The organism is Stenotrophomonas sp. YJH_SMC_79 (assembly GCF_059367995.1).
The window spans coordinates 1-14,547 of the sequence record NZ_JCAFRK010000006.1 but is presented as its reverse complement, the minus strand read 5'-3'; the positions used below and the strand labels follow the sequence as shown (position 1 = coordinate 14,547).

The 14,547-nt window shown below is 67.3% G+C and carries 11 protein-coding genes, 1 pseudogene and 1 riboswitch; of the genes and pseudogenes, 4 read left to right on the top strand and 8 right to left on the bottom strand.

Annotated features, from left to right (window positions below; all coding sequences use genetic code 11):
* Position 1: 1 nt before the first annotated feature.
* Genes AC5P57_RS19565 through AC5P57_RS19550 form a run of 4 tightly spaced genes read right to left on the bottom strand, consistent with a single transcriptional unit; the run spans position 2 to position 4,591 of the window.
* The gene (locus tag AC5P57_RS19565; protein WP_262234553.1) at positions 2-1,483 is read right to left on the bottom strand and encodes an amidohydrolase family protein; all 1,482 of its coding nucleotides are present in this window, start codon (positions 1,481-1,483) and stop codon (positions 2-4) included.
* Positions 1,480-2,772, bottom strand: coding sequence for a sensor histidine kinase (locus AC5P57_RS19560; protein WP_262234554.1), 1,293 nt, complete (start codon positions 2,770-2,772; stop codon positions 1,480-1,482). The genes AC5P57_RS19565 and AC5P57_RS19560 overlap by 4 nt, the downstream gene beginning before the upstream one ends.
* A complete protein-coding gene (locus AC5P57_RS19555) occupies positions 2,769-3,458 on the bottom strand; it encodes a response regulator transcription factor (protein WP_262234555.1) in 690 nt (229 codons plus the stop codon). The genes AC5P57_RS19560 and AC5P57_RS19555 overlap by 4 nt, the downstream gene beginning before the upstream one ends.
* Positions 3,459-3,460: 2 nt before the next feature.
* Positions 3,461-4,591: a type 1 glutamine amidotransferase domain-containing protein gene (locus tag AC5P57_RS19550; protein ID WP_262234556.1), complete on the bottom strand. Its 1,131-nt coding sequence runs from the start codon at positions 4,589-4,591 to the stop codon at positions 3,461-3,463.
* A 106-nt stretch (positions 4,592-4,697) separates the two neighbouring features.
* Between AC5P57_RS19550 and AC5P57_RS19545 the strand changes: the two genes are divergently transcribed.
* Together AC5P57_RS19545 and AC5P57_RS19540 are read left to right on the top strand one after the other, a co-directional pair.
* Positions 4,698-5,255, top strand: coding sequence for a DUF3228 family protein (locus tag AC5P57_RS19545; RefSeq protein WP_262234557.1), 558 nt, complete (start codon positions 4,698-4,700; stop codon positions 5,253-5,255).
* 205 nt (positions 5,256-5,460) lie between these two features.
* Positions 5,461-5,979: an energy transducer TonB gene (locus AC5P57_RS19540; RefSeq protein WP_262234558.1), complete on the top strand. Its 519-nt coding sequence runs from the start codon at positions 5,461-5,463 to the stop codon at positions 5,977-5,979.
* Here the strand turns inward: AC5P57_RS19540 and AC5P57_RS19535 are convergent.
* The 3 genes from AC5P57_RS19535 to ahcY all read right to left on the bottom strand — a co-directional run bounded on the left by AC5P57_RS19535 (position 5,976) and on the right by ahcY (position 8,660).
* Entirely contained in the window at positions 5,976-6,479 is a 504-nt protein-coding gene (locus AC5P57_RS19535) for a hypothetical protein (protein ID WP_262234559.1), read from the bottom strand. The genes AC5P57_RS19540 and AC5P57_RS19535 overlap by 4 nt on opposite strands.
* The gene (ybaK, locus tag AC5P57_RS19530; RefSeq protein WP_262234560.1) at positions 6,479-6,952 is read right to left on the bottom strand and encodes a Cys-tRNA(Pro) deacylase; all 474 of its coding nucleotides are present in this window, start codon (positions 6,950-6,952) and stop codon (positions 6,479-6,481) included. The genes AC5P57_RS19535 and ybaK overlap by 1 nt, the downstream gene beginning before the upstream one ends.
* A 262-nt stretch (positions 6,953-7,214) precedes the next feature.
* Positions 7,215-8,660 (bottom strand): adenosylhomocysteinase, encoded by a 1,446-nt coding sequence (gene ahcY, locus AC5P57_RS19525; protein WP_004154241.1) that lies wholly within the window; start codon positions 8,658-8,660, stop codon positions 7,215-7,217.
* A 36-nt stretch (positions 8,661-8,696) separates the two neighbouring features.
* Positions 8,697-8,780, bottom strand: a riboswitch (S-adenosyl-L-homocysteine riboswitch).
* Between the two features lie 120 nt (positions 8,781-8,900).
* On the opposite strand from ahcY, the gene AC5P57_RS19520 reads away from it, so the two are divergent.
* Both AC5P57_RS19520 and ppc read left to right on the top strand, forming a co-directional pair.
* Positions 8,901-11,417: a S9 family peptidase gene (locus AC5P57_RS19520; RefSeq protein WP_262234562.1), complete on the top strand. Its 2,517-nt coding sequence runs from the start codon at positions 8,901-8,903 to the stop codon at positions 11,415-11,417.
* A 172-nt stretch (positions 11,418-11,589) separates the two neighbouring features.
* Complete coding sequence (gene ppc, locus AC5P57_RS19515; RefSeq protein WP_262234619.1) at positions 11,590-14,301, top strand: phosphoenolpyruvate carboxylase; 2,712 nt, start codon at positions 11,590-11,592, stop codon at positions 14,299-14,301.
* A gap of 116 nt (positions 14,302-14,417) precedes the next feature.
* On the opposite strand, the pseudogene AC5P57_RS19510 reads toward ppc, so the two are convergent.
* Positions 14,418-14,547 (bottom strand): annotated as a pseudogene (locus tag AC5P57_RS19510) (acyl-CoA thioesterase); the annotation flags it as partial.

Below are 14,547 nucleotides of genomic sequence, written 5' to 3'. Positions count from 1 at the left end.
GCTACAGCTCGGCGCTGACCGGGCTGGTGAGGAAGCCCCACAGCAGGCGCGCCATCACCGCTGGTGAGCGTGCCTGTGAACGCGCATACGCCAGCAGGGCATCCAGCCGCGGGCGATCGTACAGGTGGCCGGCCAGCAGCACCGCGTGGATGCGACGGGTGTTTGCGGTGTCCTGCAGCGGGTCGCCATCGAGGAGCACCAGATCGGCGGCCTTGCCAACCTCGACGCTGCCATGTGATGCCTGCAGCTGCAGATGACGCGCGGCCTGCAGCGTGGCCGCACGCAGTACGTCGGCCCGGCTCATGCCGGCGTGCCGCAGCCATTGCAGTTCATCGTGGTAGCGGAAGCCGCCCAACCCGGTATCGGTACCGACCAGCACGGGGACGCCTGCGCGATGCGCGGCGCCGGTGAGCACCAGGCCATGCTCAAAATAGGCCTTCAATGCAGTTTCACCGCGCGGGCCGGGGTAGCGCGCCACGGTGGCCTGCAGGTCATCACGCCACGCCCAGCGTGAGAGCGGATCCAGATAGGCCAGGCGCGGGTCGTCGGCGAAGGCGGGGTCGCGTGCGCGCGCGTCCTCTTCGCGGGTGACATGGGTCGGTACGAACGCGGCACCGCTGGCCTGCATCAAACCGAACGCCTTGTTGCAGAGCGCGGGCTGGTGACTGGCCACCATACGTTCGGCCAGTTTGGTCGGGTCTTCGCCGTCGAGCGCGCCGCCACGCCAGGCGGCTGCGTTTTCGAAGCAATGCCGCACGAACAGATGGGCGTGTTCGAAGCTGCGCTGGCCCGCCTGCATCGCGTCTTCCAGAGGCACGGCCCTGGGCAGGTGGCCGACCAGCGGACGGCGCAGCTGCTGCGCCTCGGTGGCCAGCCGCTGGTAGGTATCCGCACGCAGCCGGTTGTAGACCTTCAGCGCGTCGACACCGCGTGCGCTGTACGTGCGTGCACGCGCAGCCGCGGCATCCGGCGCGAGTGACGGATCTTCGAAGTAGAAACTGGCGATCTGCACGAAGCGCGGTGCAACCTGCTGCCCGGCAATGGCCTGTGCGGTCCAGCGGCGCTTGTCGGCCACGCAGGCGATCAGCGGATCGGTGGTCTGCGGGCAGTCCATCATGTCGCGGGTGCCGGTGATGCCGTTGGCCAGCATCAGCGGGAACTGCAGCTGCGGCGATAACTGCAGTGCATGGGTATGCATGTCCCAGAAGCCGGGCACCAGCCAGCGGCCACCGGCATCGAACACGGGCAGCGCCGTGTCGTGTACATCATTGCCGATGGCGGTGATGATGCCGTTGCGCAGCGTGACGCGGGTCGGCTCGCCGGCAATGCCGTTGTGCACGTCCACGACCCGTACGTTGACGATCACGCGGCTGTTGCCCGCCTCCGGCAGCGGTGCTCCGCGCAGGGGCCAGAGCAGCGCCGCCACGAAGGCCAAGGGCAGCACCGGCAGGGCCGCCAGCAGTGCGCGCAGCAGGCGCCTCATGGGCCGCTGGCCTGGCCGCGCAGGCGTGCACTGACACCATCGCGTTCGACCCGGATGTCCAGGTGCAGACCATAGTGACTGCACAGCCGCCGCATGATTTCCAGGCCCAATCCGCTGCCCCTGCTTCCCGCGCGCTTGTCGAACGGGCGTGGTTCGGGCCAATTGCCCAGCGATGGTGTGGTGTCTGTGGTGTTATGCACCAGCAGGTGTCCTGCGTCCAACGCGATCAGCACCTGCCCATGGGCGGTGTGTGCGAAGGCATTGCCGATCAGGTTGGCCAGTACCACGTGCAGCGCCGCCTCGGGAGCACGCAGCGTGGCGTCGTCGGGTACCACAAGCTGTACCTGCACCGGCCGCGACGCCAGCAAGGGCGACTGTTCGACAATCACACGTTCCAGCAGCGGAACCAGCCTGACCGGCCCGGCGCAGTGACCTGCGGGTTCCTCGCGCGCCAGGGCCAGCAGCGCGGTCACAGCCCGTTGCAGCTGCAGTGCAGACAGGCGGATGTGCTGCACGTGCTGCCGGCCGCGCTCCGACAACCCGGGTTCGCCGAGCAGTTGGCCCGCCGCGCTGGAGATGACGGTCAGCGGAGTGCGCAGTTCATGGCTGGCATCACGGGTGAACGCATGCTCGCGCGCGACGAAGGCGGCGACCCGTGCCGACAGTCCGTCCAGCGCACGTGCCAGCACGCCGATCTCGTCGCCATCGAAGCGTGCGGCAAGTTCCGTGCCGTGGCCGGTCATCGGCTGCAGTATCTCGACCTCTTCGACCAGCGCATACAGCCGGCGTGTGACGCGATGGGCCAGCCACCTGCCGAGCAGGATCGCCAACAGCACCATCACCAGCGCAGTGCCGGCAAGCAGCATCACCACGTTGTCGCGGATCGGCCGTACCACCAGTTGGCTGCTGACTTCAGACACCAGCCACGCCGGTGGGGCCGATGCCGCTGGCGTGAGCCGCAAGAGATGGTAATGGCGCCCGTCATCGCCAGCGAATTCCGAGCGCCAGGGTTCATCGGCGAACACCCGGTGCAGGTCGGCGGGAAATGTCGACGGTGAGGTATGCAGCTGGACGGCGGCTTCGGCCGGCGTGCGCCAGCGACCATCGCGCGCATGGTGGGCAAGCTGTGCCTGAGCTTCGCGCGCCAGCTGGGCATTGAACAGGCTGTCCTCGACGGCATACATGAAAACCAGCGAGTACAGCCCGAACACCGTGGCGATGAGCAGGGCGAACGCAGTAAAGGCGACGGCGAGGCGGCGGCGCAGGTGCTGGACCGGGCGTGCTTTCATGGCGCTGCCTCCAAGCGGAAGCCGACGCCGTGAACGGTGCGCAGCATCTCGCCTTCGAACGGCTTGTCCAGCGCCTGGCGCAGCAGGTAGAGATGCGAGCGCAGTGGATCGGAGGGCGGCGCTTCATCGCCCCACAACCGCTGCACCAGCTCGCTGCGGGTGACGGTGCGTGGCCACGCCTCGGCCAGAATGAGCAGGATGCGTTGCGCCACCTGTGGCAACTCCAGCGGCGTGCCCGCACGCGATGCCTGGCCGCTGCGGCGATCGATGCTCAGCGGGCCCACCTGCAGCAGGTTCGCCTGGCCAGCGCGGTGGCGACGGGCGAGGGCGAGGCAGCGGGCAAGCAGCTCCGCGTCATCGAACGGCTTGACCAGATAGTCGTCTGCGCCGGCCGCGAAGCCCTGCAACTTGTCACCAATCGCGTCGCGTGCGGTCAGCATCAGGACGGGGATGTGCCGGTCGCTGCATTCACGCAGTCTCTGGCAGATGGTGACGCCGTCGATGCCGGGCAGCCCGATATCCAGCAGCAGTACATCCGGCGGTGACGCCAGCGCCAGACGCAGGCCAGCCTGGCCGTCGGCGGCAAAATCGACCAGATGGCCGTGCGACTGCAGCATGTCGACGATGGTCGATGCCAACGGCAGGTTGTCTTCAATCAACTGCAGGCGCAGGCGCTCGGCGTCCATGGTCAGGGCTGCATGCGGGCCAGGAGAGCGCTAGCTTCGTCCAGACCGGGCTGCTTTTCCAGCACAGCCAGTACCTGCGAACGGGCCAGATCGGTCCGGCCCAGGCGCCAGTGTGCTTCTGCCATCGCGACCTGCAGCCTTGGCTCGTCCATATGCGGGCTGGCCAGCTGCATGATGGCCAGCGCGTCGGTGGTTGCAGTGGCGTCCTTTGCCGCTTTCAGCTGGTAGAAGCCCAGCATGCCGATCAGCTCGACGTGATGGTCGGACGGGCGCTGTGCCAGTATTCGCGCCGCCCGCCCATCGCGCTGCTGCAGGTGCTGCTCCACCAGCGCCATGCTGCGTTCATCGCGCCATGCCTGGCGTGCCAGTGGCACACGCCCGCTGGCGCGCACGAAGGCGTCAGCCAGTGCAGCGGTCGAGAACGGGTTCTGACCGGTCAGCAGGCGTCCATCGACTACGACCTTGGGCATCATCAGCGGTGCCTCCTGCCAGTGTGCGCCCAGCTCCCGCATGCGCGGTTCAAGCTGGAAGGTGAACTCCTTCGCCCAGCGCTTGCCGAACAACGACTCTTCCTCTTCCGTGAAGCCGGTCATGGCGCGGCCGTCCACCAGAGAGCGTCCATCGGCCAGGCGTACCCCTGCCAGCGCCGCCGGACCATGGCAGACCGCCGCCACCAGCCCGCCCGATTCCCATATGGCGGCAATCGTGTCGCGCAGCGCGGGATCGGCGGGAAGATCGAACATCGCGCCCTTGCCGCCAATCACCAGTACGCCCTCATAGTCGTTCGCGCGCAGCTGCGCGGTGGGCAGGGTTGCCGCCAGCTTGGCCATGGCCTGCGAATCGGCAATGACAGCGGCATTGAAGGCCTCATCGGGGTTGTACTTGTCTGCTTCGACAGCGCCCCCTTTGGGGCTCGCCACGTCGATCTCGAATCCGTTCTGCCTGAGGATCAGCCAGGCCTGGGCGAACTCGTCCATCTCGAAGCCCGGACGGGACTTGCCCTGATCACGTCCTTCGCTGCTGACCACCAACAGGACGCGTGGCGATGCATCAGGCGGTGAAGGCGCGCCCAGAGCGGGCAGGGGCAGAGCGGCAAGGAGCGAAGACAGCAGGGCGTGGCGGAAGCGGCGCATGCAGGGTTCTCCAGGGGATGTGCCAGCAGGGTGGCTGGTCGATGTGAAGCAGACTTCAAGCCCTGCGGGCGCTACCCTGAGTGCCTGTTTCCGTACGCGGCATGCCATGTCCATCGTCCTCACCGAATTCGCCCGTCCCCGCCTGTTCCCGCGCGTGCCGCGCGGCAACACCATCCAGGACTGCACTGCCGAGCAGTTTGAAGCCCACCTCAACGCACACGCGCCGATGAAGGTGCTCGAGGGCTACGCGCCATTCTGCAAGCTGTTCGTCTACGAGAACTGGACCAGCACACGCTGCCTGACGGTGCCGATTACCGATGCCAACCGCCACCTGCTGCGCAGCGGCTACGAGGCGCGCAATCGTGAAGAGCTGCCGGTGCTGGTGCGTTGGTTCGAAGGCGTGGAATCGCCGCGTGCGAACTACCTGGTGGTGATCCTGTACAGCGCCGAACAGCTGGCCAGGGAAGGTTCACCGATCGAGGCCGACTGGGGCATCGTCGGCTGCATCTACACCGCCGAGCCGGAAGAGGTGCCGATGGCGCCGATCACCATGATGCGCAATGCGCTGGGCGTGGAGGAGGGCGGTTCCGGTGTGCCGCTGGACCGGGAGGCCTACCGGCGTTCGGTGGAGTTCTGGGAGAATAACGCCAACTGGCGGCCGTGAGCCCACGCTGTGGTCGTACAGTCGGCATCTGAACAGGGCGGATTGCAGCGGGGCGCTACCATGGCGGTGAATCAACGCAGGGAGCACAGGGATGAATGTTCGCAGCTGGATGCCGTTTGCATGGGTCGCCGCAGGCCTGCTGGCCGCAAGTGAAAGCTCGGCAGCAAAGTACGATGCAGGCGCCGCCTGTGGGGCCCTGTCCGACGTGACGCTGATCCGCGACGCGGGCGTGGGTTCACTGCAGGCGCAAGCAACGTCGGGGCGCTGCACGTTCCATGTGGAAGCGGATGACGCAGCTGCGCTTTCGCGTCAGCAGTCGTTGCTCCAGAGCGTGTCGGCGATCGCCTGCGGTGCGCCAGCCACCACCCGGCCGTCGCAAGGGGCTGCGGGCTTCGACCTGCAGATGCCTGCGCGTTGCCCACTCTCTTCCAGCACGCCGTTGATTGCCCGGGAAGGAGGCTGGCACCAGCGGCGACTTTCGTCTGTCCCGACGTATCCTGCGGCCGCCATGCGCGAGGCCCAGCAGGGTGGCGTCGAGCTGATGCTGCTGCTGGATGCACAGGGCAAGGCCCAGGCGATCATCCTGTCCCGATCCAGTGGGTACCCACTGCTCGATGCGGCGGCGCTCAAGCACGCGCGTGACTGGCGTTATGAGCGTGAAGCGGCGGGCAAGGCGCCAAACATGAGCCTGATACGCGGAACGGTCACGTTCAAGCTCAACTAAGGCGTCTGCAGGGCGGGCTCGGCCTTCCACTCCCACCAACGGTAGTGGTACTCGCGCTCGGTCGCACTCCATGGTTGCGCGCAGCAGGTGCACGTCAGCCGGTAGCATTCGCCCCAGCCGTCCTCCGCTTCGCCCCGTGCACGCAGCTGCACGTGACCTTGTTCCAGCAGCGGCTCGGGGCTGAAGAACACATAGGTTGGATACAAGGCGCACAGGCAGCCTTCGCGCGCCTGCCAGTAGCGCAGCCGTTGCAGGGCCGCCTTGAGGTGAGCCTGATTGCTGATCAGCATGCCGCCAAGGGCGACGCCCTGGCAGCTGCGTTCAATCGTATCCACATGCGCGCTCAACGCCTCCAGGGATGCGGGAGTGAACAGTTGGGCGACGGTGCGTGCGGCATCGGTAATGCGCGTTGCGTCGCGCGACAACAGGTCCTGCAGCAGCACATCGGCCTGTGCATCCTCAAGCCGGGGCGACGGCGTTGCGGACCACGGCCAGCGCATCAACGTGCCTTGCCGATCGCGGCGTAGTGGCCGGCGGTCAGCCGCAGCAGATCGGTGGGTGCCAGTTCCACTTCCAGGCCACGGCGTCCGGCGCTGACATGCAGGTTGGGCAATGCCTGCGCGCTGGCGTCCAGGAAGGTGCGCAGGCGCTTCTTCTGCCCGAGCGGGCTGATGCCACCGACCAGATAACCGGTCGCGCGCTGTGCGGCGTCAGCAGCAGCCATCTCGCACTTCTTGCAGCCGGCCGCTTCGGCCAATGCCTTCAGGTCCAGCTGGCCGGCCACCGGCACGATTGCAACGAGCAATTCATGAGTTTCGGTGCTGACCAGCAGGGTCTTGAACACCTGGGCCGGATCGAGGCCGAGCTTGTCGACGGCTTCACCGCCATACGATTCGGCGTGGGCGTCGTGCACGTAGCTGCGCACGGTGTGGGCGATCTTCTCGCGCTTGAGGAGGTTGATGGCCGGGGTCATGGGCGCATCGTAGCGCGGGGTGAAGGCCTTGCCTTGACCGAGGCTGTTGTCCCCGCACTGGTGGGGAACATCCACGCATGGCGTGGATCTACTGTGGGTTGGGTGGATACGTGGTGTATGACCACACGCGAACGCAGAACGGGCGCCCGAAGTCGCCCGTTCCGTGTGCATCCGTTGCTGGGGCAGAACCCCTTCCTGCGGAAAGGGATCCGACCCCGCGCACGCTGGTAGTGCCGGCCGCTGGCCGGCACCGCGCAGGGCATCAGTAGCGGTAGTGGTCCGGCTTGAACGGGCCTTCCACCGGTACGCCGATGTAGTCGGCCTGTTCCTGGCTCAGGGTGGTCAGCTTCACGCCGATCTTTTCCAGGTGCAGGCGCGCCACTTCCTCGTCCAGCTTCTTCGGCAGCAGGTAGACCTTCTTCTCGTAGCTGTCCTTGTTCGCCCACAGGTCGATCTGTGCCAGGGTCTGGTTGGCGAAGCTGTTGGACATCACGAAGCTCGGGTGGCCGGTGGCGCAGCCCAGGTTCACCAGGCGGCCTTCGGCCAGCAGGAAGATCGCGTTGCCGTTCGGGAAGATGTACTTGTCCACCTGCGGCTTGATGTTGACGTGCTTGATGCCGGCGAACGACACCAGCGCATCGACCTGGATCTCGTTGTCGAAGTGGCCGATGTTGCAGACGATGGCCTGGTCCTTCATCGCGCTGAGGTGCTCGATGCGGATGATGTCCTTGTTGCCGGTGGTGGTGACGTACAGGTCGGCACGGCCCAGGGTCGATTCGATGGTGTTGACTTCATAGCCTTCCATCGCCGCCTGCAGGGCGCAGATCGGGTCGATCTCGGTGACGATCACGCGCGCGCCGTAAGCACGCAGCGAGGCGGCGCAGCCCTTGCCGACGTCGCCGTAGCCGCAGACCACGGCCACCTTGCCGGCCAGCATCACGTCCATCGCGCGCTTCAGGCCATCGGCCAGCGATTCGCGGCAGCCGTACAGGTTGTCGAACTTGCTCTTGGTGACCGAGTCGTTGACGTTGATCGCCGGGATCAGCAGGGTGCCGGCCTGGGCCAGCTGGTACAGGCGGTGCACGCCGGTGGTGGTCTCTTCAGAGACGCCCTTCCAGTCCTTGACCACGCGGCCCCAGTAACCCGGGCGCTCCTTGGCGACGCGCTTGAGCAGGTTCTTGATGACCTGTTCTTCGTGCGAGGACGAGGCGGTGTTGACCCAGTCACTGCCGTTTTCCAGTTCGTAGCCCTTGTGGATCAGCAGGGTCACGTCACCGCCGTCGTCCACCACCAGCTCCGGGCCGGTCAGGGTGCCGTCGGCCAGGGTGAAGGTCAGCGCGTCCAGGGTGCAGTCCCAGTACTCTTCCAGGGTCTCGCCCTTCCAGGCGAACACCGGGGTGCCGGTGGCGGCGATGGCCGCGGCAGCGTGGTCCTGGGTCGAGAAGATGTTGCACGAGGCCCAGCGCACGTCGGCGCCGATGTCCTTCAGGGTCTCGATCAGTACCGCGGTCTGGATGGTCATGTGCAGCGAGCCGGTCACGCGCACGCCCTTCAGCGGCAGCTCGGCCTGGTACTTGCGGCGGATCGACATCAGGCCCGGCATTTCGTGCTCGGCGATGTCCAGTTCCTTGCGGCCCCAGTCGGCCAGCGTGATATCGCGGATCTTGTAATCACCTTCGGTGGAGAAGGTCTTGGCAACAGCGTTCATTCGTGTGCTCCGGTTGTGGGCGAGCGGGTGCTCGCATCTAGCCGGGCGCCGTTGTTACAAAGCCACCTTACCGAGCCTGGCCGGGCCTCATGGGATCCGGTCGCAGCGCCCCTCGGCAGGGGAGAACCCCCATTATATCGCGGCCCCGGCATGACATCGGGATGACCCAACCATCGGCAGGTGGGATCGCGTGCACGGCCTGTTAAGGTCGGTGTTTTCACGCATCACACAGGTGGAACGATGAACATGCACGCGCGCCGCAACCGGCGCTGGACCGGCCTGGTCCTGTCGATGGGACTGCTGGCGGTGGCCCCGCTGGCCTGGGCGGCATCGCCGCAGCCCGCGGCCGCACAGGCCCAGGGCGTCAACGGCTACGAACTGCCGTCGGCCGCGCTGCAGGCGGTGGTGGATGCGCCCCGTGCGCCCTCGTTGTACCTGTCGCCGCGCCGCGACGTGGCCGCGATGATGCAGATGCCGTCGCTGCCTTCGATCCAGGTGGTGGCGCAGCCGGAACTGAAGCTGGCCGGCCTGCGCATCAACCCGCGCACGTTCTCCGACAGCCGCTTCAGCTTCGGCGAGAAGCTGTGGCTGATGAACGTGGCCGACGGCAAGGAGCGGCAGATCAGCGGCCTGCCGGCCAAGCTGTCGATTGCCAGTGTGATGTGGTCGCCGGACCAGAAGTGGCTGGCCTTCAACCAGATCGACGCCGCCAGTGGCGCCAATGAACTGTGGCTGGTGGACGTGGCCGGTGGCAGTGCCCGCCGCCTGGTTGCCGGCCTGAACACGGTGATCGGCAGCGGCTACCAGTGGCTGCCGGACAGCCGCGGCCTGGTGGTGTTCACCCGCCCGGCCAACCTCGGTGCGGCCCCGGCCGCCGACGGCATTCCGACCGGCCCGGCCGTGCAGCAGACCAGCCAGGGCGGCGGCGTGGTGTCGATCCGTACCTACCAGGATCTGCTGAAGAACGAGGCCGACGCGCGCCAGTTCGATTACTACGCCACCACCCAGCCAATGGAAGTCAGCCTGGATGGCAGCACCCGCGCGATCGGCGCGGCCGGCATCTTCATGGGCTTTGCAGTGTCGCCGGATGGCCGCTTCGTGTTGCGCCAGCCGGTGCAGCGCCCGTATTCCTACGTGGTGCCGGTGGACAGCTTCCCGCGACGCATTGAAGTGATCGACCGTGCCAGCGGCAAGCTGGTGCACACCGTGGCCGTGCGCCCGCTGGTGGAAGGTTTGCCGACCGGCAACGACGCCGAAGTGACCGGCGTGCGTGACATCCGCTGGCGCGGCGATGCCGATGCCACCCTGGTCTGGGCCGAAGCGCAGGACGGCGGCGACCCGAACAGGGAGGCCAAGGTGCGCGATGCGGTGCTGATGCAGGCCGCCCCGTTCGACAAACCGCCGGTCACCCTGGCCCAGCTTGGCAGCCGCCTGGCCAGCATCAGCTGGGGCCGCGGTGACCTGGCCCTGCTGACCGAGTCGTGGTGGAAGACCCGCAGGACCAAGACCTGGCTGATCGCCCCGGACAACGCCGGTGCCGAGCCTCGCCTGCTGTGGGATCGTGACGCGCAGGACCGCTATTCCGATCCGGGCCGTCCGCAGTTGTCCAGCGACGATCGTGGTCGCTCGCTGCTGCAGACCAGCGCCGATGGCAGCAGCCTGTATCTGGCCGGTGCCGGTGCTTCGCCGGAAGGTGACCGTCCGTTCGTGGACCGCTTCGACATCGCCAGTGGCAAGGCCACCCGCCTGTTCCACTCGCAGGCGCCGAGCTACTCGCTGCCGGTGGCATTGCTGGACAACCAGGGCAGCTCGCTGCTGCTGAGCCGCGAGAGCCCGGACGAGCCGGCCAACTTCTACGTGCAGTCGCTGGCCGATGCGGCCACCCAGCCGCGCGCATTGACCCATTTCGCCCATCCGCTGCCGCAGCTGAAGGGCGTGCAGAAGGAGCAGATCCGCTACAAGCGCAAGGACGGCGTCGACCTGACCGCGACCCTGCTGCTGCCGCCGGGCTACGACCCGAAGCGCGACGGCCCGCGACCGTTGCTGATGTGGGCCTACCCGGGCGAGTTCAAGAGCGCGGCTGCGGCCAGCCAGGTGACCGATTCGCCGTACCGCTTCAATGCGGTCAGCTACTGGGGCCCGCAGGCGTTCCTGGCCAAGGGTTATGTGGTTCTGGCCAGCCCGTCGATGCCGATCATCGGTGAGGGCGACAAGGAGCCGAACGACACCTACATCGAACAGCTGGTGGCCAACGCGCAGGCAGCGGTGGATGAAGTGGTGCGTCGTGGCGTGACCGATCGCGATCACATCGCCATCGGCGGCCATTCCTACGGTGCGTTCATGACCGCCAACCTGCTGGCGCACACCCGCCTGTTCAAGGCCGGCATCGCCCGCAGCGGCGCCTACAACCGCACACTCACGCCGTTCGGCTTCCAGGCCGAGGAACGCAATTACTGGCAGGCGCAGGACGTCTACCAGAAGATGGCGCCGTTCAACTACGCCGACAAGATCAAGGACCCGATCCTCTTCATCCACGGCGTGGACGACAACAACTCCGGCACGTTCCCGATGCAGAGCGAGCGCATGTTCGCGGCGGTGAAGGGCCTGGGTGGCACCGCGCGGCTGGTGATGCTGCCGAACGAATCGCATGCCTATCGCGCACGCGAATCGATCATGACCATGCTGGCTGAGAGCGAGCGCTGGCTGGAGCAGACCATCGGCCCGGCCGAGCAGGGCAAGGCGAAGAAGAAGCGCTGACGTGACCCGGTAGTGCCGGCCGCTGGCCGGCAACCTCATGGAGCCATGCAACCTGAGGTTGCCGGCCAGCGGCCGGCACTACCAGATGAAACCATTTTTGCATCGCAGCACGACGCCCGATCTGGGATAGGCTTGGGGCCTGGATCCGTTGACCGAGGCCTGTGCGTCGCCGATGAACGAGTACCGCAGCAGCATCGAATTTGCTTCTCCCGATCTTCCGCTCCGCGATGACGTGCGCCGGCTTGGCGCACTGGTCGGCGACCTGCTGGTTGAGCAGGTCTCCGCCGCCTTCCTCGACGATGTCGAAGACGTGCGCACCCGTGCCATCGCCCGCCGCGAAAACCAGGCGCCGCTGTCGGAGCTGGCCGATGGCCTGGCCGGGCGCACGCCGCAGCAGGCCGAGACCATGGTGCGGGCCTTCAGCACCTACTTCCAGGTGGTCAACATCGCTGAGCGCGTGCATCGCATCCGCCGCCGCCGTGACTACCAGCGCGCCGGTACCGCTGGGGCGCAGCCCGACGGCCTGCAGGATGCGCTGCAGCACCTGAAGGCGCAGGGCGTGGGCCTGGATGAGCTGGCGCAGTGGCTGCCGCGCATCGACATCGAACCGGTGTTCACCGCGCACCCGACCGAAGCCGTGCGCCGTGCGCTGCTGGAGAAAGAGCAGCTGATGGTGGCCAGCCTGGTCGACAACCTCGACGGCCAGCGCACGCCGGGGGAAGCGGCCGCCGATGCTGCGCGCTTCCGCATGGCGCTGACCGCTTCGTGGCAGACCACCGATTCCTCGCCGGTGCGGCCTACCGTGGATGACGAGCGCGAGCACGTCGGCTTCTATCTGGTGCAGGTGCTGTACCGGGTGATTCCGGTGCTGTACGAATCGCTGCAGCAGGCGCTGCGCGATACCTACGGCGAAGAACTGCCGCTGCCGCGCCTGCTGCGCTTCGGTACGTGGGTGGGCGGCGACATGGACGGCAACCCGAACGTGGATGCCCACACCATCCGCAATACGCTGGATGCGCAGCGGCAGGCGGTGCTCGGGCGCTACCAGAAGGAACTGCTGCAGCTGGCCAGCCTGCTCAGCCAGTCCACCGAGCGGGTGGGCGTGAGCGATGCGCTGCAGGCGCGCGTGGTGCAGTACCAGCAGCTGCTGCCGCAGGTGCAGTCGCGCCCGCGCCACGCCGACATGCCGTACCGCCTGCTCAACGACCGCATGCGCGCACGCCTGCAGGCGACGCTGGACGATGGCGAGGGTGCCTACGCTGGCCCCGCCGAAGTGATCGACGACCTGCAGCTGATCCTCGACAGCCTGCGCGCCAATCGCGGCGAACATGCCGGCGGCTTTGCCGTGCAGCGCCTGCTGTGGCGGGTGAAGACGTTCGGCTTCCATCTGGCGCGGCTGGATGTGCGCCAGGAGTCGAGCGTGCATGCGCGCGCACTGGCCGCCGTGCTGGGCGGCGAGGAGGCCTGGCAGGCGCTGGATGCGGTGGGCCGTGCGCGGCTGCTGAGCCCGCATGCCAGCGGTGAAACGGCATTGCCCAACGGCGACGACGAGGGCAACCAGCGGCTGGATGCGGTGTTCGCCGCGCTGGCCGATGCGCGTGCGCGGCATGGCAGCGATGCGCTGGGCAGCTACATCATCTCGATGGCGCACGACCGCAGCGACGTGCTGGCGGTGCTGGCGCTGGCACGCCGTGGCGGCCTGGTAGAGGAGGGCGGTGCAGTGCCGCTGGACATCGCCCCTCTGTTCGAGACGGTGGATGATCTCAAGCGCGGCACCGCGACCCTGCGTGACCTGCTGGCCGACCCCATCTATCGCGCGCACCTGCAAGCACGCGACGACGTGCAGATGGTGATGCTCGGCTATTCGGACAGCAGCAAGGACGGCGGTATCGCGGCCTCGCGCTGGGGCCTGCAGCGTGCACAGGTGGAACTGCTGGAAGTGGCGGCCGAGGCCGACATCCGGCTGACCTTCTTCCATGGCCGTGGCGGCTCGATCAGCCGTGGCGGTGGCAAGACCACGCACGCGGTCGATGCGTCGCCGCGCGGCAGCATTGATGGCCGCCTGCGGGTGACCGAGCAGGGCGAGGTGATCCATCGCAAGTACGGCATCCGTGCGCTGGCCCTGCGCTCGCTGGAGCAGGCCACCGGTGCGGTGCTGCGCGCCAGCCTGCGCCCGCGCGCCGCCGAGCCGCGCGAGGATGACTGGCGACCGGTGATGGACGCGGTGGCTGCGGCCAGCAGCGAGGTCTACCGTGGCTTCGTCGGCCAGGCCGGTTTCATGGACTACTTCCGCACCGCCACGCCGATCGACGTGATCGAACGCATGACGCTGGGCTCGCGGCCATCGCGCCGGCTCGGCCAGGACGCCGCGCTGGGCAACCTCCGTGCGATTCCCTGGGTGTTTGCCTGGAGCCAGGCGCGGGCGGTGATTCCCGGCTGGTACGGCGTGGGCAGTGGCCTGCAGGCGGCGGTTGATGCCGGCCACGAACAGACCCTGCGCGAAATGGCGCGTGACTGGCCGTTCTTCCGCACCTTCCTGGATGACATCGCGATGGTGCTGTCCAAGGGCGATATCACCATCGCCGAGCAGTTCTCGCTGTTGTCGGGCGACCTGCACGGGCGCTTCTTTCCGCAGGTGCAGCGCGAACTGGAACTCACCCGGCACTGGCTGCTGGCATTGATGGACCAGAAGACACTGCTGGACCACGATGCGCGGCTGGCGCTGTCGATCCGCCTGCGTAATCCCTACGTCGATCCGATCAGCGTGCTGCAGGTGGATCTGCTGCAGCGCTGGCGGGCCAGCGGTCGCGAGGATGACGATCTGCTGCGTGCGCTGGTGGCGTGCGTGAACGGTGTTTCGCAGGGCGTGCAGAACACCGGTTGATCCGCATCCGCCGGGCATGGCCCGGCGAGTTCGAAATGGTAGTGCCGGCCGCTGGCCGGCAACCTCATGATGTCTGGCAGCGCGCGCGAGGTTGCCGGCCAGCGCCCGGCACTACCTCATTCTTCCGGCGACGGCGGATTCGATGCCAGCAGTTCCAGATGGCGCTGTTCCATTTCCTGACGCAGCTGGCGGCGGATCTGCGCCGCGGCCTGGCGGCGCTTCTCGTCCGACGTCGCCGGCTGCAAG